Below are 21,691 nucleotides of genomic sequence, written 5' to 3'. Positions count from 1 at the left end.
ACGAAGTGGAGTGTCTGGTCATGCATAAACAACACCGCGCCTTGCTGGTGGCTGTAACCCTGGGTCTCTGTACACAATGGGCCAGCGCCACAGTCCAGGTGCCTGAGCGCCTGAAGAGCGTCGACAAACTCACCTATTGCTCGGGGATGGATTCACCGCCCTTGGTGTCCTTCGACGAATCCCAGAAACCGCGTGGGCTCACCGTCGACCTGGGGCTGGAAATCGCCAAGCGCCTGGGCAATAAAACCGTGCAATGGCGGGTCATTCCGTTTTCCGGCCTGGTGCCGGCGCTGCTTGCCCAGCAGTGCGACATGATCGTCGACCAGTTGTTCGACAAACCCGAGCGCCGCCAGGTGATCGACATAGTCAACTACATGTACTCCAGCCAGGCGGTGGTGGTGCCCAAGGGCAACCCCAAAGGCATCAAGACCCTGGATGACCTGTCTGCGCACAAGGTGGCGGTGCTCAACGGCTCTACCATCAAGACCTTGCTCGACACCCAGAACGAGAGCCTTGCCAAGGCCGGCAAGCCACCGATGAAACTGGTGGTCTACAACACCGACACCGATGCGTTCCAGGCGCTGCGCATCAGCCAGGTCGACGCCTACGGCACCACCGTTGAAACCGCCGGTTACTACGCGGCGATGGCCCCGGAGCTTTTTCAGGAAGGGGTGCCTGCGTTCAGCCGCATCCTCACCGGCCTGGGCATGCGCAAGGACGACCCGCAACTGACCGCCGCCGTGCAGCAGATCATCAGCGACATGCGCAGCGACGGCAGCTATGTGCAATTGCTCAACAAATGGCATGTCAGCAGCGACACACTCGACTGAGGTTCTACCACGATGAATTTCAATTGGGATGTGTTCTGGCAATACCTGTTGCAGCCCAGTGGGGTCTACCTCACCGGGCTGTGGCTGACTTGCCTGATCAGCGTGCTGGCGATGCTGCTCGGCTGTGCGCTGGGCCTGGCGGCGGCGCTGTTGCGCCTGTCGAAGAACCCGCTGCTGCACCTGCCGGTACGCCTTTATGTGTGGCTGATGCGCGGCACGCCGCTGCTGGTGCAGATCGTGTTTTTGTACACCGCACTGGCAGCGGGCGGGATCTTCCGCTTCGAGGACATCGAGCTGTTCGGGTTGATCGTCCCCGGCAATATCCAGGCGGCGATCATCGCCCTGGGCCTGAATGAAGGCGCGTACATGGCCGAAATCATCCGCGCCGGTATCGGCGCGGTGGACAAGGGCCAGTACGAAGCCGGGCGTTCCCTGGGTATGGGGTTCGGCAAGCTGATGCGGCGCATCGTGCTGCCCCAGGCGTTTCGGGTGATCGTGCCGCCGCTGGGCAATGAGTTCAATGTGATGCTCAAGAACACCACGCTGGTGAGCGTGATCGGCGTGCAGGAGTTGTTGCTCAGCACGCAGATGGTGACCTCGGCGACGTTTCGCGTATTCGAGTTGTACCTGGTCGTCGCGATTTACTTCCTGACGTTGACCACGCTGTGGGGCTTTTTCCAACGCTGGCTCGAAAACCGTTTTGGCCAGTCCGATCGACCTTCGGCGCCACCTCCGGCCGCCAGCCGCATGTTCGGTCGCAGCACCCTGAAACTGCTGAGGGGACGTTAACCATGGCGCACCAAAGTGAAGAGCTGATCATTGACGCACAGGATATCCAGAAGTCGTTCGGCGAGTTGCAGATCCTCAAGGGCATCTCCCTGCAAGTGCGGCGCGGCGAAGTGGTAGTGCTGATCGGCGCCTCCGGCTCCGGCAAGACCACCTTTATCCGCTGCATCAACCTGCTGGAAGACATCCAGGGCGGGCGCATTCGCGTCAACGGCCGCGCCATGGGCTATCGCGAACGCGCCGATGGCAGTCTGGTGCGCGATTCGGAGCGCAACATCGCCCGTCAGCGCCGCGACATCGGCATGGTGTTCCAGCGCTTCAACCTGTTCCCGCACATGACCGCATTGGAAAACATCATCGAAGCGCCGATCCAGGTGCTCGGCGTACCGCGTGCCCAGGCGTTGGAACAGGCCCGGGGCTTGCTGGCGCGGGTGGGCCTGGCGGACAAGGCCAGCCACTATCCGTCGATGCTCTCCGGCGGCCAGCAGCAACGGGTCGCCATTGCTCGTGCACTGGCGATGAAACCCCAGGCGATGTTGTTTGACGAGCCCACCAGCGCCCTCGACCCGGAAACCGTCGGCGAAGTGCTGCAGGTGATGAAGGAGCTGGCCGAGGAGGGCATGACCATGGTGGTGGTCACCCACGAAATGGGCTTTGCCCGTGAAGTGGCCGACCGCGTGGTGGTGCTCGACCAGGGCGAACTCATTGAGCAGGGGCCTCCGGAACAGATCTTCAGCCACCCCAGCCATCCGCGTACTCGGGCGTTTCTCAGTCGTGTGTTATGACCTTTTTTTGAAGAGCCTTTGCCATGTTGAAATTCTCCGCTCACGAATACCCCTACTCATCGCAACGCCAGAGCGTGTTCGCGCGTCGGGGCATGGTCGCCGCCTCGCAACCGCTGGCATCTCAGGCCGGCATCGAAATCATGCAGAAGGGCGGTAACGCCATTGATGCCGCCATCGCCACCGCCGCCGCGCTGACGGTGGTAGAGCCCACCGGTTGTGGCCTGGGCGGCGATGCCTTTGCGCTGGTGTGGTGCAAGGGGCAGTTGCATGGCCTTAACGGTAACGGCCATGCGCCGGCCGCCTTGAGTATCGAGGCGGTCAAGGCGGCGGGGCATCAACAGATGCCGCTGTACGGCTGGACCTCGGTCACGGTGCCCGGTTGCCCGTCGGCGTGGTCCGAGTTGTCGAAACGCTTCGGTAAATTGCCGTTTGCCGATTTGCTGCAGCCGGCCATCAGCCTGGCGCGCGACGGTTACCCGCTATCGCCGGTGGTTGCCCATCAATGGCAGATCTCCTTGAACGAATTTAGCCCGCACCGTGATGACGTGCTGCAAGCCTGGTTTGACACCTTCCTGATCGACGGGCGCGCGCCCCAGGCAGGCGAGATTTTCCGCAACCTGGCCCAGGCCCGTACCCTGGAAGAACTCGCCGCCACCGGCTGCGAAAGCCTGTATCGCGGCGCTCTGGCCGAGCGCCTGGATGCGCATTCGCGCGCCAGCGGCGGCTACCTGCGCGCCAGCGACCTTCAGGATTACCGCGCGCAGTGGGTGGAGCCGATCCACATCAATTACCGGGGCGTGGATGTTTGGGAAATCCCGCCGAGCGGCCAGGGCCTGGTTGCACTGATGGCGCTGAAGATCCTTGAAGGCTTCAACTTCGATCACCGCGACAGCCAGCAGACCTGGCATCGCCAACTCGAAGCCATGAAGCTGGCCTACAGCGACGGCCTGCATCACATCACCGACCCTGAGCACATGCGCGTGGCAGTGGCCGACCTGCTCAGCGACGACTACAGCACCCGTCGCCGTGGCCAGATCGGCGAGCAGGCCCAGCCACCCAAGCCTGGCGACCCTCACGCCAGCGGCACGGTGTACCTGGCGACCGCCGACGCCGAAGGCAATATGGTTTCGTTCATCCAGAGCAACTACCACGGCTTCGGCTCCGGCGTGGTGCTGCCCGACAGTGGCATCGCCCTGCAGAATCGCGGGCAGGAATTCAGCCTCGATGAGTCCCATGCCAATTGCCTGGCACCCGGCAAGAAAACCTTCCACACCATCATCCCGGGTTTTCTCAGTAAGGACGGCGAGGCCCTTGGCCCGTTCGGCGTGATGGGCGGCTACATGCAGCCCCAGGGCCATGTGCAGATGGTGATGAACCTGGTGGACTTCGGCCTCAACCCCCAGGCGGCCCTCGACGCACCGCGCTGGCAATGGCTGGGCGACATGAAGGTCGGCATCGAACACGGTGCGTCCCGCGACCTGGTCAATGCGCTGGCGCGGCGTGGGCACAAGGTGCAGACCGACAGCGACCTGACCGACTACGGGCGTGGGCAGATCATCCTGCGTGACCCGGCCACTGGCGTGTTGTGCGGGGGCACTGAGCCAAGGGCAGACTCACATATCGCGGTTTGGTGAGCGGCTACACAAGCGCTGAGCCAGACGGCTAATAATGACGAGGTGATGAGTTGTTTAATCTTCGCGACGGCGAGTGGGCGTCGCCGTCGCAAGCCTCAATCTGCACTTTTACTCATCAAATACGACGAGGCTCCCCCTGCGTAATTTCGCGTATCAGGCTCAGGTAACGAAGCGCGCCCAGTCCCAGGGGGCGGTTTTTTACCCAGATGATATCGACCCATAACCGCATCTGACTCGGCATGTAGTCAAACACCACCTCCGTCAATGCGCCTGACGTGATGAGAGGGTGTACCAGCGATTTTGGAAGATAAGCCCAACCCAATCCTTGCTGCACCAGGTCCAGCGTGGCCAGATAATTGTCGCTGTGCCAAATCCGCCGCGACAGCACAACACGCGGGTCAGAGTCTGCAGGCCCTCCTGTGGCGACGATGATCTGCCGAACGTTGACCAGTTGCTCCTCGCTCAAGGGGCTTTTCTTGCCGGCGGCCGCAGGGTGATCTGGAGCAGCAACCGCTACTAACAATTGGCTCCCCGCTTCAAGAAATGTTTCTCGCTCATCAAGCCCTGGTCGTTCAAATCCAAGTGCCAACTGCACACGCCCTTCATGGAGCATGCGCATTGCCTCCGGATGGGACGCGGAGCGGATCTCGATTTCCAGTGTGGGAAACTCCCTGGCGATAATCGACAGCGGACGATTCCATACGCCTGTTTGCAACTCCGGCGCCATCGCAAAGACCAGTCGCTCCTCCAACCCCTGATGCAACTGGAGGGCATGCGCATCCAGCAGGTTTATCTGGCTTGCGACCTGTCGTGCCTGTGGCTCAAGTGCCTTGGCGGCGGCCGTAGGAATGGCTTTGCGAGTTGATCGGTCAAAAAGCAACAAATCCAACTCTGCTTCAAGCTGCGACACCGCCATGTTAACGGCCGAGGGTACCCGGCCTAATTTTCGCGCCGCCGCCGAAAAGGATCCGCTGTCGATGACCGAGAGGAAAATTTTAAGTGACTCACTGGTAAACGCCATAGGAGTTGTCAGATTTTCTGATGATGATTGTCTTTATGTATCAGATTTATTCGCCTAGTTTCTACTCTCTTTCACATTAAATACGTGGGGCACGCCATGTTGGATATGCAATTGAGAGGGCATGTTGCACTCGTCAGTGGTGCCGGGAGTAAATCCGGCATCGGCATGGCTATTGCTCACAGGCTAGGTGCATCCGGGGCGAAGTTGATCATCACTGCCAGCAGCAACCGCATTGTGGATCGGGTTAAAGAGCTGCGCCTTGAAGGGTTTGAAGTTGAAGGCAGGCCCACTGATCTTACCGATGAAAGTCAGGTGCGAGACTTCAGCCTCTGGGCAGAGTCAGTCTGGGGGCAGGTCGATATTCTGGTGAACAATGCCGGTATGTCCATGCACGGCAGCCCTGAGATTTTCTCGGAATTGGCGTCGATGGAATTGCTTGACTGGAACCTTTCACTGGCCCGAAACCTGACCACTGCCTTTCTGCTGACCCGAGCCGTGTTGCCCGGTATGAAGGCGAGAAGTTACGGGCGCATTGTCAATATCAGTTCCACCACGGGCACCCGCGGGAGCAATCCGGGGGAAGCCGCGTATAGCGCCGCCAAGGCCGCGATGGTGGGCATGAACATGGGGCTTGCGCTTGAAGTCGCCAAGCAGGGGATTACCGTCAACAGTGTGGCCCCCGGCTGGATCACCACGGGCTCAACCACCCCCGTTGAGGCCGAGGCAGGGCGCTTCACTCCGATAGGGCGCGCAGGCAGCCCCCGCGAAGTGGCGGCGGCGGTTGCATTTCTGGCATCGCCTGACGCCAGTTACATCACAGGGGAAGTCCTCGTGGTGGATGGCGGGAACTGTCTGGTCGAGAACAAAGCCCCTCACGGCGATTATTAAGTTTGAATACGCTCCAGCGCGCTCAATCCACGATAGTGGGCGGGGGGCTATAACCGAGATTTATAAAAGCGCGATGTATCAAGGAGCAGTTGAGTTCTTTGAGCCGTATCCGGCTGTCATTGAGCAATGAATTTTTAATTAATTTGATAATTAATATGGGGTATTGATCATGTCGAAAAGTGGAATTAGTGAATCAGCGATTGCTGCTTTTACCGTCTCCGAGCGTGCCCGGTTTATAGAAAACAACCCAATTTCACTGGCGCTGGCCAAACGCGCCAAGGCGAATCTGTTCAAAGGTGTTCCCATGCACTGGATGAGCGATTGGTCGATGCCTTCGCCGCTTTTCGTCCAGCGTGCCAAAGGGGCGCGCTTTACCGATGTTGACGGTCATGAGTACATAGATTTTTGTCTGGGCGACACTGGCACGATGTTTGGCCATTCACCTGATCCTGTCGCTCGCGCCATAGCCGAGCAGGCCAATAATGGCTTGACCACGATGCTGCCTGGCGAAGACGCGGTGGTCTGCGGCGAGTTGCTGGCTGAGCGATTCGGGCTGCCTTACTGGCAGGTGACCGCCACTGCGACGGACGCCAACCGGTATGTGGTGCGCTGGGCGCGCGCGATTACCAAACGCAACGTCTTGCTGGTGTTCGACGGCTGCTATCACGGTACCGTGGATGACGTCATGGTGCGCTACCGCGACGGTAAAACAGTGCCCCGTGCAGGTCTTGTGGGCCAGGCCTACGACTTGAGCCAGTACAGTCGATCCATTCCCTTCAACGATGTCGACGCACTGGAGGCTGCTTTAGCCCAGGGCGATGTGTGCGCGCTGATGTGCGAGCCGGCGATGACGAACATAGGCATGGTGCTGCCCGATCCGGGGTTCATGCAGAAGTGCCGAGAGTTGACCCTCAAATACGGCAGCCTTTTGGTCATTGATGAGACCCACACTATTTCCACTGGCCTCGGTGGATGCACTCGCCAATGGGAGTTGAAGCCCGACTTTTTCGTGGTGGGTAAACCCATCGCGGGAGGCATACCTTGCGCGGTGTTTGGCGTGACCGAGCAGGTTGCCGTGGCCATGCGCGATGTGCAGAAAACTGTCAGTGAAGAGAGTAGCGGGCATGGCCACAGCGGTATGGGAACCACGCTGTCCGCCAACTCGCTGGCGATGCGTTGCATGCGAGTCAGCCTCGAAGAGGTCATGACAGAGTCCGCCTACCAACATATGTTGCCTCTTGCCTCGGGACTGGCTCAGGGACTTCGGTACTTGTTCAAGCAGCACCAACTTAACTGGTCGGTCACAGAATTGGGTGCCCGTTGTGAGTTTCAATTCTGTGCCACCTCGCCCAGGACCGGTGCGCAAGCCGAGGCGGCTTTTCATGACAGCCTTCAAATGGCGCTGCACCTGTACTTGATCAATCGCGGCATCCTGATCACGCCTTTTCACAACATGACCCTGTGCTGTCCGCAAACAAGCCATGCGGATGTCGACAGGCTCATCGACGCGCTGGATAACGCGCTGACGGCGTTGCTTGCTCTCCCTGGCGCGCGGGTTGTCGCTTCATAACGGCACGTCTGAAAACGCCATTGTTCTTAAATACTGCCAGTCGCTTGAATGAGCGCTAAGAGGTTTGACATGCAATTTGCGGATAAAAAAGAGGCCTTGGATTATCTGGCCGCCCACCCTGAAGTCCTGAGCATCGAGTTGTTCCTTATCGACGCGAACGGTGTCCCGCGAGGCAAACTGCTGCATCGCGACGAACTGCTGGCGATCTACGAAACTGGTCGGCCACTGCCAAGCTCCATTCTCGCCTTGACCGTGCAGGGTGAAGACGTAGAAGACACAGGCTTGGTCTGGGATGTTGCTGATGCCGATTGCTGGACATACCCCTTGGCGGGAAGCCTGACCTTGCAACCCTGGCGCACCAACCCCACCGGTCAAGTGCAGGTGAGCATGCACCCGACCCAAGGTATTCCCGCCGCACCGGCGGACCCGCGCCACGTACTGGTGAACACCATCGAGCGTCTGAAAGCCGATGGATTTCATCCGGTCATGGCCGTTGAGTTGGAGTTTTACCTGCTGGACCGACAACGCGACGTCAACGGTCGGCCGCAGCCGGCGTTGCAGACCAATGGCGTACGCCCTGTTGCGCCACAGGTCTATGGCGTATACGAGCTGGAGCAGCTTCAACCGTTTCTTGATGACCTCTACGCGGCGTGCGCACTGCAGGGGTTGCCGGTACGTACGGCGATATCCGAGTACGCGCCAGGCCAGGTTGAGTTGACGCTGGAGCATCGGTTCGACGCACTCCAGGCCATTGATGAAGGCGTGCGTTACAAACGCCTGGTCAAGGGTGTGGCTAACAAACACGGGCTGCAAGCGTGCTTCATGGCCAAGCCATTCAGCGATCAGACCGGCAGCGGTATGCACCTGCACGTCAGCCTTGCCGACGATCACGGGAATAACTTGTATGCGAGCGAAGACCCACAGGGTACGCCACTGTTGCGGTACTCCATCGGCGGGATGATGGAGACCTTGTTTGACTCTCTGGCGATATTTTGCCCCCACGCCAATTCATATCGACGCTTCCAAACCGGTAGTTACGCGCCGCTGGCTAAAAGTTGGGGCGTCAACAACCGTACTGTGTCTTTCCGCGTGCCCGGCGGCCCTGCAATCAGTCGGCATATCGAACACCGCATTTGCGGTGCCGATGCCAACCCCTATCTTGCCGCTGCCGCGTTACTTGCGGGCATTCACTACGGCATCACGCATGAAAGCGATCCCGGCGCGGCGATTGTGGGGAATGGCTATGAACAGGCGACCGATTTTCTACCCACCGACTGGCTGACAGCGTTGCAGGCACTGCAACGTTCAACCTGGGCACGAGAGGCGCTGGGCGCTGAGTTCCTGAAGGTGTTCATGGCGATCAAGTGGCGCGAGTTCCGTCAATTCAATGCTGAAGTCGGAGAACAGGACTGGCGCTGGTACCTCACTCACGCATAAAGGTTGGCCCGTCAGCGCGTCTTAAAATGGACTGCTGGAGAGTAGCTGACAACTAAGATGCGTACAGCACATCCTGCGCATTTCACAGTGACTCATCATTATGAGCCGCAGGTCGTATGCCCGCGGCTCGGATCGTAATCACGCATACGATAGGGTTGAGAAAAGTCTACGGGAGCGGGGGCAGTCCAATCCACTGGAAGTGAATGGACTCCATGGTTTATGGAAAGGCAGAAATGATCAGCCGCATAGCCTTCCAGACGAACCCTAAAGACTCTCAGGATCCCCAAAAAACATCTGAATCCGCGACCGCAACCACCGCTCCCCCGGATCATTATCCTGCGACCCACGCCACGCCATGTGCAATTCAAACGAGCGCACCGGCAGTGGCGGGTCTTCCGCCCGCAATCCACCTGCAGACGTCAGCGCCTCAGCCGCATAATCCGGCACGGTGGCCAGAATATCCGTGCCCGCCAGTAACGTGCCCAGCCCGTTGAATTGCGGTACGGCCAAGACCACGTGGCGTTTGCGGTCGAGCTTCTCCAGCTCTTCATCGATAAACCCACTCAAGTCGCCGGCGAATGACACCAGCGCGTGGGGGCGTGAGCAGAAGTCGTCCAGGCTCAGCGAGCCGGGCACGCTGTCGGCGCGCAGCAGTTTCGGTAGGCTGCGGCGCAACACCTTGCGCTTGGCGTTGGCCGGCAGGTCGGCGGTGTAGCTGACGCCGATGGAGATTTCACCGGAGGCCAGCAGGCCCGGCATCAGGATGTAGTTGACGCGGCGCACCACCAGCACAATGCCTGGGGCTTCGGCGCGCAGGCGTTTGAGCAGTTGGGGCAGCAGGGCGAATTCCACGTCGTCGGACAGGCCGATACGGAACACGGCCGTGCTGGTGGCCGGGTCGAATTCGGCGGCGCGGCTGACGGCGGTGGAAATCGAGTCCAGGGCCGGAGAGAGCAGGGCGAAGATCTCCACGGCGCGTGCCGAGGGCTCCATGCTGCGGCCGGTGCGCACAAACAGCGGGTCATCGAACAGACCACGCAGGCGCGACAGGGCCGCGCTGATGGCCGGCTGGCCGAGAAACAGCTTCTCGGCGGCGCGGGTCACGCTGCGCTCATGCATCAAGGTTTCGAATACGATCAAGAGGTTCAGGTCGACACGACGCAGGTCGTTACGGTTCATCTTGTGTCCTGGAAGAGTCAGCGTGCTTGACGAGAGCGGTCATATGAGAGCCCTAAGGTTCCATTTAGAAGCATGACCGGCATGAATCTTACGGGCAAAGGCTGGTACTCTGCACCGGCTAATTGAGTTTTCCTACGGCCCAATTGAGTTTTTCTACACGCGCTGAGGTCAATTGCTCAGTTGCGGAATCAATGACAGGCATGTCGACTATTAACGGCGACCGGTGGTCTTACCCGGAAAGCCCAGATAGAGTTCATGGCATTAGAGGTTACTTTGACGAGGTTTGCGATGTCCCGCACGATCCGTTTTCACAAGTTTGGTCCGGCCGAGGTGCTCAAGTGCGAAGAGCATGTAGCCGCGCAGCCCGCACCGGGCGAAGTGCAGGTGCGTGTCGACGCGATTGGCATCAGCTGGTATGACATTTTGTGGCGCCAGAACCTGGCGTCTTCCCATGCACGTCTGCCGTCCGGCCTTGGCCATGAGATGGCCGGGGTAGTGGTCGCCCTTGGCGACGGCGTGGATGACTTGGCAGTGGGCGATAAAGTGGCCAGTTTTCCGGCCGAGAGCCCCAACGATTACCCGGTGTATGGCGAACAGATCGTCCTGCCCCGTTCGGCCTTGACCCGCTACCCGGATGTCTTGAGCCCCATTGAAGCCAGCGTGCACTACACGCCGCTGCTGATTGCCTACTTTGCCTACGTGGACCTGGCACGGGTCAAGCCTGGGCAATTTGCCTTGGTCACCGACGCCAGCCACTGCGCCGGCCCCTCGTTTGTACAACTGGGCAAGGCCCTGGGTGTGCGGGTGATTGCTGCGACCAAGGACAGTGCCGAGCGTGAGTACCTGCTGTCCCTCGGGGCGGAAAAGGTGATTGTCACCGAAGAGCAGGACCTGCTTATGCAGATCAACAAGTTCACCGACAACCGCGGCGTAGATGTGGTGTTCGATGGCTTGGGTGGCCCGCAGATGTCGTTGCTCGGCGATGTGCTGGCGCCGCGTGGCAGCCTGGTACTTTACGGCCTGCAAGGTGGCAACCAGACGCCATTCCCGGCCTGCGCGGCGTTCCAGAAGAACATTCAGTTCTTTGTGCACTGCATCGGCAACTTCACCGGTAAGCCGGAGCTGGGCATCATTCAGGATCAGGTGGCGTTGCAGCGTGCCTTGCGTGATATCAACCAGCTGACGGCCGATCGCGTGCTGGTGCCGCTGAAAACGACGGTGTTTCCGTTCAACCAGTTCGTGGAAGCGCACCGTTACATGGACGAATGCCCGTGCCGCGAGCGCGTTGCATTGCAGGTTGAAGCTGTTTGATATGTAGGAATATTCGCAAAGGAGTGTTCCAAACCCTTGGCGCATGGGGCAAATGCGCCATTTGACAGGGCTTAACCTGCGCGTTGCCCGACGCGATAACGGGCCGCTCGGTCCTGTAAACGATACCTTTCTCCCCGGCGCCGCCCTGAAACTCAGTGCGGCGTTGTTGTGTCTGCGTTATCCGCCTTTCGCCGGATGATCATCTGAACTGGTTTTTCAACAAGTTCTGTATCTGTTAATCATAATTCCAGCCCTGATAATTGAGTCTTCACTTTGAACTCAAGGACTGAGTAATGAATGATTTTTTGATGCTGCTGCAAGTACTTTCTGCAACTAATAGTGCAGCCTCTGCCCCAGCCCGAGGACGCGGGTATTTTCAGGGCAGCTTTCAAACAGCGCGCAAGCGAGGATCAACATTTGGCAAATTATATTTGTCAGGCAAATCTTTTAATTCCGGGTTAAAGCGCTGTAGGAAGCTGTCGGAATCTTCCTAGGGTTGTCGCGAAAGGCGCCACACCCCTCGGCGTAGAGGCATTAGCCCGTCGGAACACTCCACGGACGGCCGGGTGCGCCGCTTATGTCGATTTGTTGCAGGGTGCTAGTGTTCGTGCTTCGCGAGCACGGCAGGCGGGCAACATTCTTACAGATGCAATAGATCGAGCAACTACGCTCGGTAGTTGTTTGAAACTGATATTTCAACTCAGGTAGTAGAACTATGAGCGCTATTCACGAACAGGCGATGAATTATGTTTACCAACAAGTTCAGCAACGGTTGATTGGGTATTTCACGCGCGCGGAACGCACCGCACTTCAATTGTTGATCCAGCGTATTGTCGTGGCGGCGGGTGGCATGGAACAGATAGGCGATTACAAGGTGCTGGTGGCCCACGGCGGCGGGGAAGTCAGCACTTATACCCTGGCGCTGTTGCGTGCCGCCCAATTAAGCATCGCCGGGCGAGCGCCCAGGACGTTCCAGTTGCGGGTCGCTACGCTGCGCCACGTGGGCATGACTCAGGAAACCCTTGACACCATCCATCGTGGTTACAGCCGATTGTTTTTCCACGACGACGACCGGGTTGAGCTGCTGATGGTGGAAAATGAACAGGTGCTGCCCTTTAACTACCAGCGCCCGGTATCGACGCCAGGGCGTGAATCCAGCCAGCGCCAGCGGGTGATGATCGGGCACCTGACCGCCGGCGATGTGCGCGCAACGCTGTGCAATGACACCTACCTGGCATTGGGTGATTTCTACCAGCGTGTGACTGCCTGGGATGGCGGGGTGCATGCGTTGGTCAGCGGCGATTCCGCGCGCAAGCAGGGGCAGTTGCTCGCCTGGTTGAAAAAATCCGCGCAGGCCAAGGAAGACAAGGCGCCCACGGGCAAGCCTGCATCGCTCACCGGGTTGTTCCGCCGTATGGACGAATGGAGCGACGATTTCTACCGGGATCTGTTTGGCGAGCACTATGTGCCAAAGGCCGACGCCAGCGCCGGTGGGCACCGCCACTTGGCGTATATCGGCGTTGCCGACCTGCTCGAGGGCACCGACCGTGGCTGTGCGCCTGTACTCAGCGAGTTCATGGCCTATACGCCGGACCCGCTGGGCTTTCATTTCAGTCACCCAACCTTCGCCAATCCATTGTTGATGGCACACCTGCGCGGCCTGCAGGCCGAATGCCTGCGCGAGTTGGATTACCAGGAAGGGGTGGAAGGTTTCTTGCGGCAGGCGGCGGAGTACCTGCGTCGCCGGCAGATTCCCGATGCGCTGATAGCCCAGGCCGTCAGCCGCGAAGGGCGTGCCTTGTCGAGCAACCTTGCCGAGCAGTTCTTTGGTCTGGATGAAGGCCAATTGATCTGCCTGTTGTTTTCACCGTTCATTCATCACGGTGAACGCCTGGAAGGTTACCTGCGCCAGTGCCACCCCGGCATGCTGGTGGCTCTGCCTGAACTGCACAAGGTGCTGCAGGGCAAGCCGGCCGCCGAGATGTTGCAACAATGGGTCGCCGACACCAGCGGGGTGCCGCTGCCGTTGCTCCAGCACCTGTACCGCAAACGGCCGATGACGCTCGTGCCCGGCGGCCGTGCCGATTACGGGCGTCACGAGCAGTCTATGGCCGACGGCGACCTGGCCTTCCAGCTGTCCGGGCGATGACGCTGCGTGGTGAGCGGCAGGCGGATTTCGCCTATCAGGCGGTCTACCGCTACATGATTAACCTGATCAACGAGGTCAGTACCGATACGCGGGTGAAACTGCCTTCTTTGCGCCAGCTATCCCAGCGCCTGAATGTATCGATCTCCACCATCCAGTACGCCTACTCACTGTTGGAAAAAGAAGGCCGGGTGTATTCGGTGGCCAAGTCCGGCTATTACGCCTGGCCACTCTCCGGCAGCCCTTCGACGGTGCCCAGCGGGGATCTGCTCGAGCGCCTTTACGTCGCCGCCCGCCGCCCTGGCATGGTGGTGCTCAGCGCCGATGAGCCCGCGCTGCTGGCCTCGCTGGACGCAACGTTGCTGCGCCTCGAGCGCGAGCTGGTGCGCCAGCATCCGCGCCATTTGCAATCGTGGTCCCAGACCTGCGGGGTTTGGGAGCTGCGCGCGGCGTTGGCGGCGCGGTACACCTCTTCGCCCAGCCGCTGCTGGCACGCCGACGACGTGTACATCGGCGCCGACCTGCGAGGCGTGCTCGACATTCTGATTGAGGTGCTGGGTTTGCGCGGCTCCACGGTGATTGTCGAGTCTCCCTGCGACTGGCTGATCCTGCGCCTGCTGCAGGACGCGGGGGTGCGCATCATCGAGTTGCCATGGGCGCCCGATGGCCGCCTGGACCTGCCGGCGCTCGAAGGCACGCTGATCGAGGAAACCGTGCACCTGGTGTTGCTCTCATCAGCGGTCAGCCTGCCCTCGGGGGTTGCCATGCAGCCTTTCGAACGCCTGGAAGTCGCGCGGTTGCTTGAACAATACGGGTGTTGGTTGCTGGAAAACGACACCTACAGCGAGCTGGGTTTCCAGCCGCAACAGGCCGCGCTGCGCGACCTGGTCAACCCCGACCGGCTGGTGGTGTTTTCCTGTTTCGAGAAGATACTCGGGCCAGAGGCGCCGTATGGCTACCTGCTGTCCCGGCACATGAGCGGCGAGTTGCAGCGTCAATTCCTGTTGCGCTCGTTTCGGTTGTCCTCGATTCGCCAGCGCGCGATTGCGCGGCTCTATCACAGCGGGCAAATCGACCAGCACCTGAACGCTTTGCGCCAGTTATTGCGCGAGCAAGCAGGCGAGATGAGCCAGCGCCTGGACCACCACCTGGGCGAGCAAGTGACCTATCGCATGCCCAGCGGCGGCGCCACATTCTGGCTGGGCTCTGTGCATGCGGTGGACATGCGCCAAGTGTTCCAGCATCTGCTGGCCCGCCAGGTGGTGGTGGCGCCGGGTGAACTCTTCAGCCTCGGTGGCCTGCACAGCCAGCATGTGCGTTTGAGCCACACCTTTCACGGGCAGCCGAACTTGGAAATCGCCCTGGCTGCGCTGGGTGAGGCACTGCGGCAGGCGCAACTCGGCTGAATGCATGAAATTTCTCTTGTCTGCGTAGGATCGATACCGTCGCGCAGTAGTCCAACTCTCAGTAAACTGTCGTTTTTTCTCCAAACCCTTCTTTCGAGGTTTATGCATGACAATCAGTCCTTTTGCGGGCAAGCCGGCGCCAGCTCAGTTGCTGGTGGATATCCCGCGACTGGTCACGGCCTATTACACCGGCCAGCCTGATGCAGCGATCTCCACCCAGCGCGTGGCTTTTGGCACGTCCGGGCACCGTGGCAGCTCGTTTGAGCTGAGCTTCAACGAATGGCATGTGCTCGCGATCAGCCAGGCCATTTGCCTGTACCGAGAAGCCCAAGGCATCAATGGCCCTTTGTTTGTCGGCCTGGATACCCATGCGCTGTCGACGCCAGCCGGTGCCAGTGCCCTGGAAGTGCTGGCTGCCAACGGCGTGCACGTGATGCTGGCCGAAGGCGATGAATACACGCCGACCCCGGCGATTTCCCACGCGATCATTTGCTACAACCGTGGCCGCACCAGCGGTTTGGCCGACGGCATCGTTATCACGCCGTCGCATAACCCGCCTCAAAGTGGCGGCTACAAGTACAACCCGCCTAACGGCGGCCCGGCTGACACTCACGTCACCAAGTGGATCGAAGCCAAGGCCAACGAACTGCTGGCCAATAAGCTCGCCGGCGTCAAGCGCATCACCCACGCCCAGGCGCTCAAGGCCGATACCACCCACCGCCATGACTACCTCAACAGCTACGTGGCTGACCTGGTCAATGTGATCGACATGGACGCCATCCGCAGCGCCGACCTGCGCCTGGGCGTCGATCCGTTGGGCGGAGCAGGGGTGCGCTACTGGTCGGCGATTGCCGAGCACTATCGCTTGAACCTGGACGTGGTCAACACCGAAGTCGATTCCACCTTCCGCTTTATGAGCGTCGACTGGGACGGCCAGATTCGTATGGACCCGTCCTCCAGCTACGCGATGCAAGGCCTGATTGGCCTGAAGGAGCGTTTCGACGTGGCCTTCGCCTGCGACCCGGATCACGACCGCCACGGCATTGTCACGCCGTCCGGTGGCCTGCTGGCGCCGAACAATTACCTGGCGGTGTCCATCGACTACCTGTTCCAGAACCGTCCGCAGTGGCGCGCCGATGCGGCCGTGGGCAAGACCGTGGTCAGCAGTGGCTTGATTGACCGTGTGGCCGCACGTATCGGCCGTCGCCTGTACGAAGTGCCGGTGGGCTTCAAGTGGTTTGCCGATGGCTTGTTCGAAGGCTCGCTGGGCTTTGGCGGTGAAGAAAGTGCCGGTGCGTCGTTCCTGCGCAAGGACGGCACGGTATGGAGCACCGACAAGGACGGCCTGATTCCAGCCCTGCTGGCGGCAGAGATGACCTCGCGCAAAGGCCAGGACCCGAGCCAGATCTACCGTGGCCTGACCGACGCTCTGGGCGAGCCGTTTGCGATTCGTGTCGACGCCAAGGCCACCCCGGCGCAGAAAGCCCTGCTGGGCAAATTGGCGCCGGAGCAGGTGACTTCCACGCAATTGGCCGGCGAAAGCATCCAGCAAATCCTCAGCCACGCACCCGGCAACAACCAGGCAATCGGCGGCCTGAAAGTGATGACTGAAAACGGCTGGTTTGCCGCGCGGCCATCGGGCACTGAGGACATCTACAAGATCTACGCCGAGAGCTTTATTGGCGAAGACCACCTCAAGCAACTGGTGGAAGAGGCGCAGGTGTTGGTAGACGGCGCCATTTCCGAATAACTGACAGGCTGCAGTAAAGGTGGGAGCAGGCAAGCCTGCTCCCACAGTCATTTTGGGCTGGGGGTTAGATCAGGCCAGGTCGACCAGCACGATCTCGCTGTCCTCAATCGCGGTGACTCGCAACACCTGCTCATCCTCAACCGCGACACCGTCTCGAGCTTGCGCACGCAAGCCATTGACTTCAATCACGCCCGTCGCCGGCACCAGGTACGCGCGGCGTCCGCTGTCCAGCGGGTATTCAGCCGTTTCCCCAGCTTTCAGATTCGCCGCCACCAGGCGTGCGTCGGCGCGAATGCGCAGGCTTTCGCTGTCGCCGGCCTTGCCGCTGGCCAAGGTCACGAACCCTTCACGATCGCCCTTTGGAAACGGTTTGGCACCCCACGACGGCGGCAGGCCGGCTTCATTCGGAATGATCCAGATCTGAAAGATCTTGGTCGGCGCCGCTTCCAGGTTGTATTCACTGTGGGCAATGCCGGTGCCGGCGCTCATCACCTGCACATCGCCAGCCTCGGTGCGGCCCTTGTTGCCGAGGTTGTCGGCATGGCTGATGGCGCCTTCGCGCACATAGGTAATGATTTCCATGTCGCGGTGCGGGTGCTGCGGGAAACCGGTGCCCGGCGCGATAATGTCGTCGTTCCATACCCGCAGGTTGCCCCAGTGCATGCGCTTGGGGTCGTGGTACTCGGCAAATGAAAAGTGGTGATGGGCGTCAAGCCAACCATGGTGGGCGCCACCCAGGGTGTTGAAAGGTCGAAGTTCGAGCATGAGAGTCTCCTGTTGATGCTGCCATGATCCAGCAGTACATGATCGATAAAAAGCGTAAAAAATGCCTGATTCCGATCTAACAATTCGATTGGTTGCTGGCGTTTTGACTTTCACTTCATCGCCTAACTGCATGACGGCAAAGCAATTGGCTGGAACTGCGCGCCGATTCCGGCGACCATGGCGCCTTCGCCAAAACCAACCTCATCGCTGGAGTCCGCGTGCCGCAACAAACGCCTGATTTGCCCCCTGAGCTTCGCCCTCTGGCAGAAATGCCGCTGCTCAAACGCCTGGCCGCGCGTTTATTTGGCCATGGCCTCACGCGCCTGCGTGCGCAGCATCGGTTCTCCTGGCTGCATGGCCAGGCCGACGGTTTTCGCAGTGGGCACGAGGCCGGTGTGGAGTATGGCTACCGCGAGGGCAAGGCTGACGGCATTGAAGAGGGTCGGCAGGTCTTGCTGATTCGCGACTTCCGCCCGGATGAACACCGCGCACCGGGCGTGGACGACAGCCTGTTCGACGACTGGCGTCTGCCGCTCACCGCCGAGGTCAAGAAGCGCATGAAGGCCGACGTGGCGCGTTTGCTGCCGGCCCACGCACAGCCGAGCGCCGCACAATGGAAGATGATTTTCAGCGACACGCCCTCGACGTCAGTCATTGCCGGGGCGGGCGCGGGTAAGTCGACTTCGCTGGTGCTGCGGATCCTGCTGCTCACCCATTACCTGGGCTTTGAGCTCAGCTCGATGACCGTGGTGACGTTCACCCGCGAGTCGCGCAAGGACTTCATCCACAAACTCATGGAAATTCTCAGCCTGTGGGGCCAACCCCTTGGCAGCAAAGAAGCCCAAGCCGTGGTGCGCACCTTCCACTCGCGCATTCTGCCGATGGTGCGCAGCTTGCCGGGCTTTGAACGGCTGCAGGCGTTTGAAAACCTCAGCAGCGGTTTCGAGGATGCCGACAGTAACCCGTTCGACCTGCGCATCAGTGACGCCCAGCGCCAACAGATGAATGCCTGCTACCACCAGTTGCATAGCCGACACGCGCGCTTCCGTGAGTTGATGGCGCCATTGGCGCGCCATGGCCTGCAACTCAAAGAGCTGGAACGTGACCACCCGGATGTGCAAAAGCGCATCGCTGTGACTGAGTTGGCCGCCAAGCGCGATGAAGAACTCTGCGATGTGATCGAAGACTTATGGTTTCGCGCCGGTGCCTGGCCGATCAAGGGTATCGAACCCAGCCGCCAGACCTTCGAAATCAATGGCGCGCAGTTCCATTGCCACGGCTACATTCCTGAGCTGGACGCCTGGGTGGTGCTGGGTTTCGATTCGCGGGAAAACGCCCAGATCAGTCGGCCCAACTCAAAGCTTTCCGTGCGCGCAGAGTGGGCGGTTAAACGCACCTTGTTTCAAGCATTCTGTCGTAAGCCTTTGATATGGCTGGATAGTTATGAGTCTTCTAAGCGCCTTTTAAGCAGCCTCGCCGGTGATGCCACCGCCGGGCCAGGTTTAGACTATAAGGTGAAAGGCGAGCTGGCCTCGGCGCCGCTGCTGGACAGTTTTGTCATGGCTGCCGGGTTTATCGAGAACCTTGGGTTGGACGTGCCGACCGCCGTCGGCCAGATGAGTTTCGCCAAGGACGACCCAGACCGGTGCTTCTTTGAAGCCCTGAGCATTTTCTGGAAAGCCCTGGAAGACCATCTGCTCGACCAATCGCCGCCGATCATGACCTACAACCGCATGTTCTCGCTGTTCGGCGAAAACACCCCGGAAAACCTCAAGCTGCTCAGTGACCCGCTGTTGCGGCCGATGTCGCACTTGATGATCGACGAGTTCCAGGACGTCTCGCCGCAGATCGTCTCGTGGATTCGCGCCAGCCTGCGTGAAATACGCAGCCGTGGCCCGGCGATGCACGTTGGCCGTGGCGCGCAGCGTTCGTCCTTGCTGTGCGTGGGCGACGACTGGCAGTCGATCTACGGCTGGCGCGGCAGTTCGCCCAAGTACTTCATGGAATTCAACAACGAATTCCCGTCACCGACCACCACCCGCGTGATGCTGAGCGAGAACTACCGCAGCCACCAGCACATCATCGATGCTGCCGAGCATATTGTGCGGGCCGCGCCGGCGATCCCCGGCAAAAAGGCCAAGGCCAGTGGTGAGCCCAAGGCTTTGGTGCCTGTGACGGTGCTTGAGCGGGATGACGCCGCGTTGGGTCGGCGGCTGCTGGAGCACTATCAAAAGGGCGATTCGGTGTTAATGCTTTATCGAAAAAGTAACGACAAGTTACTGATTCAAGAGCATATTCAGTCTGTAGTTAATGTGGATTCTAGCTTGCCGCCAGCGGCGCGTCGGTTGAAACAACTGACGTATCACAGTGCCAAAGGCCTGCAGGCGGATGCCGTATTCCTGCTTGGGGATTGCCAGCATGTGACCAGTTCGCCGTATAAGAATCAGGTTTACCGCATGGCCGGCCTGGGTAAGGACGGTGACAGCGAGCCCTATGATTCTGCGCAAAAAGACGAGGTGCTGCGCCTGGCCTATGTGGGCATTACCCGAGCCGTGAGCCATTGCTATTGGTATGTGGAAAAACCCGAAGGCCAGGGCGTGAATGTGCCCAGGGCGTCAGAACGGGTAGAGGGCAAAAAGGCGTTTTTTGACGATCAGCGCAATTAGCGCATAGACACATATCAAATGTGGGAGCTGGCTTCTGTGGGAGCTGGCTTGCCTGCGATTGCATCACCCAGGTATCACTGACACACCGAGGTGATGCCATCGCAGGCAAGCCAGCTCCCACATGGGCCGTCAAGCCCGCAACGACAGCGGCGGCACAAAACACTCCAGCTCATCCTCCACCGCCTCGATAATGCGCTCCACATCGGCCGCATTCATCACAGTCGCGCAGGGAATGCCGGCAATGGCTATCAACGTCTCACCGCTCTCTCGGTCAAACAATCGAGCGACCATGCTGCCAGGGGCGTCCATGCTCCCCTCGAAACCCATCGGATGAAAATGCCAGCGCATCAGTTGGCAGGCGTTGGGGAACGTCACTTTATTCATGTTGCCCACCTTGTTCATTGAGCGCTTCCTTTAGCTCGCGGCAGGGGGCCATGACCTTCACTGGTCTTGGCGTCGAAGAGCTTCAAAAATAGCACTCGTTCGCGCCTCCAAGGGTTTTTTTTGCTCCCGTTCGGCGGTTGTATTCGATTAATTTGATGTGCGTCATGTCCTACCCCAAACTAGGCAGAACGCCACTATTTAGCTGTGCCCATTGACCATTGAACGCGCCGGTAAACTTCGGCACTCTCAACCGTTTATCCGCCGTCGAGCCCTACATGACCACCATCGCCCCAGCGGATGATTGCCAGAACACCCAAGCTACCGGCGAGCTGGTCTTGCGTCACCACTTGTGTTGGCGCCATCGTGACCTGGATGGCGTGATGGCCTACTACCACCCTGAAATCCAGTACCACGATTTCTTCCAGAACCGCGTCATCGGCTACGCCGAACTGCGTGAGTACCTGCAAGCCAGCATGCCGCGTGGCGCCGACGAGGCGATCGAGCACACCGACCGCATCCGCGCCGATGGCGACACCGCGTTCATCCAGTACCGTATCACCTTGCGCGGCGGCCAGGGCCTGGTGTCGTTTCGCACCAGCGAAGCCATCACCGTGCGCGACGGACTGATCTGGCGAGTCAACGAATACGCTTCGCTGGTGCACGAGCAGCCAACCCAGGCCATGCGCCCCACGGTCAGCCGCCTGGGCCTGTCGCCCCAGCAATTGGGGCATATGGCCAATGACTTGCAGCAATACTTCCAACTTAAACAACCGTACCTGGACCCGGAACTGGACCTGCAGCGGGTGGCCAAGGAATGTGGCTACAGCCGTAATCAGATTTCCTACCTGCTGAACCAGGTGCTGGGGCAGAGCTTCTACCGCTACGTCAACCAGGCCAGGCTCCAGCATTTGCTCGCCGCACTGGACAGCGCCCAGCCGCCAATCAAGGTCGACGACCTGGCGTTCGCCGCCGGTTTCAATTCGCTGTCGGCGTTCTACAGCGCGTTTCGCCAGCACACCGGCCAATCGCCCAAGGCCTACGTCAAACAAATTTCCCTGCGTGCACGCGCGCAAGACAGCCCATAACGCCGCGCTCTAGGATCCAGCCTATCGAAATGAGGGTGGGGAGCTTGG

At 59.9% G+C, this 21,691-nt stretch carries 17 protein-coding genes; 13 read left to right on the top strand and 4 right to left on the bottom strand.

From position 1 onward, the window contains the following. The first annotated feature begins 20 nt into the window (after positions 1-20). Genes L8I05_RS07195 through L8I05_RS07180 form a run of 4 tightly spaced genes read left to right on the top strand, consistent with a single transcriptional unit; the run spans position 21 to position 4,035 of the window. Positions 21-830, top strand: coding sequence for an ABC transporter substrate-binding protein (locus L8I05_RS07195; RefSeq protein WP_242167839.1), 810 nt, complete (start codon positions 21-23; stop codon positions 828-830). Positions 831-842: 12 nt separating this feature from the next. Continuing rightward, positions 843-1,619, top strand: a complete 777-nt coding sequence (locus L8I05_RS07190; protein ID WP_236326210.1) for an amino acid ABC transporter permease — start codon at positions 843-845, stop codon at positions 1,617-1,619. Between the two features lie 2 nt (positions 1,620-1,621). Beyond that, positions 1,622-2,401, top strand: coding sequence for an amino acid ABC transporter ATP-binding protein (locus tag L8I05_RS07185; RefSeq protein WP_053256191.1), 780 nt, complete (start codon positions 1,622-1,624; stop codon positions 2,399-2,401). A 23-nt stretch (positions 2,402-2,424) separates the two neighbouring features. Then, entirely contained in the window at positions 2,425-4,035 is a 1,611-nt protein-coding gene (locus L8I05_RS07180; RefSeq protein ID WP_242167836.1) for a gamma-glutamyltransferase family protein, read from the top strand. A 115-nt stretch (positions 4,036-4,150) separates the two neighbouring features. Here the strand turns inward: L8I05_RS07180 and L8I05_RS07175 are convergent, their stop codons facing one another. After that, on the bottom strand, positions 4,151-5,056 hold the full coding sequence (locus L8I05_RS07175) for a LysR family transcriptional regulator (RefSeq protein WP_017136660.1): 906 nt from the start codon (positions 5,054-5,056) through the stop codon (positions 4,151-4,153). Positions 5,057-5,152: 96 nt separating this feature from the next. Here L8I05_RS07175 and L8I05_RS07170 point away from each other — a divergent pair, with 96 nt between their 5' ends. The 3 genes from L8I05_RS07170 to L8I05_RS07160 all read left to right on the top strand — a co-directional run bounded on the left by L8I05_RS07170 (position 5,153) and on the right by L8I05_RS07160 (position 8,951). Next, positions 5,153-5,944 carry an SDR family NAD(P)-dependent oxidoreductase gene (locus tag L8I05_RS07170; RefSeq protein ID WP_242167834.1) on the top strand — a complete coding sequence of 264 codons (792 nt, stop codon included), beginning with the start codon at positions 5,153-5,155 and terminating at the stop codon, positions 5,942-5,944. A gap of 169 nt (positions 5,945-6,113) precedes the next feature. Then, a complete protein-coding gene (locus L8I05_RS07165) occupies positions 6,114-7,514 on the top strand; it encodes an aspartate aminotransferase family protein (RefSeq protein ID WP_242167832.1) in 1,401 nt (466 codons plus the stop codon). Between the two features lie 69 nt (positions 7,515-7,583). Beyond that, complete coding sequence (locus tag L8I05_RS07160) at positions 7,584-8,951, top strand: glutamine synthetase family protein (RefSeq protein ID WP_242167830.1); 1,368 nt, start codon at positions 7,584-7,586, stop codon at positions 8,949-8,951. Between the two features lie 264 nt (positions 8,952-9,215). Here L8I05_RS07160 and L8I05_RS07155 read toward each other — a convergent pair whose 3' ends face one another. Further along, positions 9,216-10,130: a LysR substrate-binding domain-containing protein gene (locus tag L8I05_RS07155; RefSeq protein WP_003230110.1), complete on the bottom strand. Its 915-nt coding sequence runs from the start codon at positions 10,128-10,130 to the stop codon at positions 9,216-9,218. 288 nt (positions 10,131-10,418) lie between these two features. Between L8I05_RS07155 and L8I05_RS07150 the strand changes: the two genes are divergently transcribed. The 4 genes from L8I05_RS07150 to pgm all read left to right on the top strand — a co-directional run bounded on the left by L8I05_RS07150 (position 10,419) and on the right by pgm (position 16,743). Further along, positions 10,419-11,441 (top strand): zinc-dependent alcohol dehydrogenase family protein, encoded by a 1,023-nt coding sequence (locus tag L8I05_RS07150; RefSeq protein ID WP_071483319.1) that lies wholly within the window; start codon positions 10,419-10,421, stop codon positions 11,439-11,441. A gap of 715 nt (positions 11,442-12,156) precedes the next feature. Then, positions 12,157-13,590: a hypothetical protein gene (locus tag L8I05_RS07145; protein WP_242167828.1), complete on the top strand. Its 1,434-nt coding sequence runs from the start codon at positions 12,157-12,159 to the stop codon at positions 13,588-13,590. After that, complete coding sequence (locus L8I05_RS07140; protein ID WP_242167826.1) at positions 13,587-14,993, top strand: PLP-dependent aminotransferase family protein; 1,407 nt, start codon at positions 13,587-13,589, stop codon at positions 14,991-14,993. Before L8I05_RS07145 ends, L8I05_RS07140 begins: the two co-directional genes overlap by 4 nt. 106 nt (positions 14,994-15,099) lie before the next feature. Next, on the top strand, positions 15,100-16,743 hold the full coding sequence (gene pgm, locus L8I05_RS07135; RefSeq protein ID WP_177018644.1) for a phosphoglucomutase (alpha-D-glucose-1,6-bisphosphate-dependent): 1,644 nt from the start codon (positions 15,100-15,102) through the stop codon (positions 16,741-16,743). A 69-nt stretch (positions 16,744-16,812) separates the two neighbouring features. Here the strand turns inward: pgm and L8I05_RS07130 are convergent, their stop codons facing one another. After that, on the bottom strand, positions 16,813-17,508 hold the full coding sequence (locus L8I05_RS07130; protein WP_242167824.1) for a pirin family protein: 696 nt from the start codon (positions 17,506-17,508) through the stop codon (positions 16,813-16,815). 218 nt (positions 17,509-17,726) lie between these two features. Here L8I05_RS07130 and L8I05_RS07125 point away from each other — a divergent pair, with 218 nt between their 5' ends. Then, entirely contained in the window at positions 17,727-20,174 is a 2,448-nt protein-coding gene (locus tag L8I05_RS07125) for a UvrD-helicase domain-containing protein (protein ID WP_242167822.1), read from the top strand. A 129-nt stretch (positions 20,175-20,303) separates the two neighbouring features. On the opposite strand, the gene L8I05_RS07120 is transcribed toward L8I05_RS07125, so the two are convergent. Then, positions 20,304-20,576, bottom strand: a complete 273-nt coding sequence (locus L8I05_RS07120) for a DUF1652 domain-containing protein (protein ID WP_177018641.1) — start codon at positions 20,574-20,576, stop codon at positions 20,304-20,306. Between the two features lie 257 nt (positions 20,577-20,833). Between L8I05_RS07120 and L8I05_RS07115 the strand changes: the two genes are divergently transcribed. Beyond that, complete coding sequence (locus L8I05_RS07115) at positions 20,834-21,643, top strand: helix-turn-helix domain-containing protein (RefSeq protein WP_242167820.1); 810 nt, start codon at positions 20,834-20,836, stop codon at positions 21,641-21,643. Positions 21,644-21,691: the final 48 nt, after the last annotated feature.

The organism is Pseudomonas sp. MONT-RG-20F-20-E-7-02 (assembly GCF_022662395.1).
Taxonomy (GTDB): domain Bacteria; phylum Pseudomonadota; class Gammaproteobacteria; order Pseudomonadales; family Pseudomonadaceae; genus Aquipseudomonas.
Note: the sequence above shows the minus strand (reverse complement) of the source record. Positions and strands in the feature narration are given on the sequence as shown.

Excerpts from the sequence above, each read along its gene's own strand:
- L8I05_RS07120 (WP_177018641.1), bottom strand. The coding sequence starts at position 20,576 with ATGAACAAGGTGGGCAACATGAATAAAGTGACGTTCCCCAACGCCTGC.
- pgm (WP_177018644.1), top strand. The coding sequence starts at position 15,100 with ATGACAATCAGTCCTTTTGCGGGCAAGCCGGCGCCAGCTCAGTTGCTG.
- L8I05_RS07170 (WP_242167834.1), top strand. The coding sequence starts at position 5,153 with ATGTTGGATATGCAATTGAGAGGGCATGTTGCACTCGTCAGTGGTGCC.
- L8I05_RS07165 (WP_242167832.1), top strand. The coding sequence starts at position 6,114 with ATGTCGAAAAGTGGAATTAGTGAATCAGCGATTGCTGCTTTTACCGTC.
- L8I05_RS07175 (WP_017136660.1), bottom strand. The coding sequence starts at position 5,056 with ATGGCGTTTACCAGTGAGTCACTTAAAATTTTCCTCTCGGTCATCGAC.
- L8I05_RS07190 (WP_236326210.1), top strand. The coding sequence starts at position 843 with ATGAATTTCAATTGGGATGTGTTCTGGCAATACCTGTTGCAGCCCAGT.
- L8I05_RS07140 (WP_242167826.1), top strand. The coding sequence starts at position 13,587 with ATGACGCTGCGTGGTGAGCGGCAGGCGGATTTCGCCTATCAGGCGGTC.
- L8I05_RS07145 (WP_242167828.1), top strand. The coding sequence starts at position 12,157 with ATGAGCGCTATTCACGAACAGGCGATGAATTATGTTTACCAACAAGTT.
- L8I05_RS07150 (WP_071483319.1), top strand. The coding sequence starts at position 10,419 with ATGTCCCGCACGATCCGTTTTCACAAGTTTGGTCCGGCCGAGGTGCTC.
- L8I05_RS07115 (WP_242167820.1), top strand. The coding sequence starts at position 20,834 with ATGACCACCATCGCCCCAGCGGATGATTGCCAGAACACCCAAGCTACC.
- L8I05_RS07130 (WP_242167824.1), bottom strand. The coding sequence starts at position 17,508 with ATGCTCGAACTTCGACCTTTCAACACCCTGGGTGGCGCCCACCATGGT.
- L8I05_RS07160 (WP_242167830.1), top strand. The coding sequence starts at position 7,584 with ATGCAATTTGCGGATAAAAAAGAGGCCTTGGATTATCTGGCCGCCCAC.
- L8I05_RS07180 (WP_242167836.1), top strand. The coding sequence starts at position 2,425 with ATGTTGAAATTCTCCGCTCACGAATACCCCTACTCATCGCAACGCCAG.
- L8I05_RS07185 (WP_053256191.1), top strand. The coding sequence starts at position 1,622 with ATGGCGCACCAAAGTGAAGAGCTGATCATTGACGCACAGGATATCCAG.
- L8I05_RS07195 (WP_242167839.1), top strand. The coding sequence starts at position 21 with ATGCATAAACAACACCGCGCCTTGCTGGTGGCTGTAACCCTGGGTCTC.
- L8I05_RS07155 (WP_003230110.1), bottom strand. The coding sequence starts at position 10,130 with ATGAACCGTAACGACCTGCGTCGTGTCGACCTGAACCTCTTGATCGTA.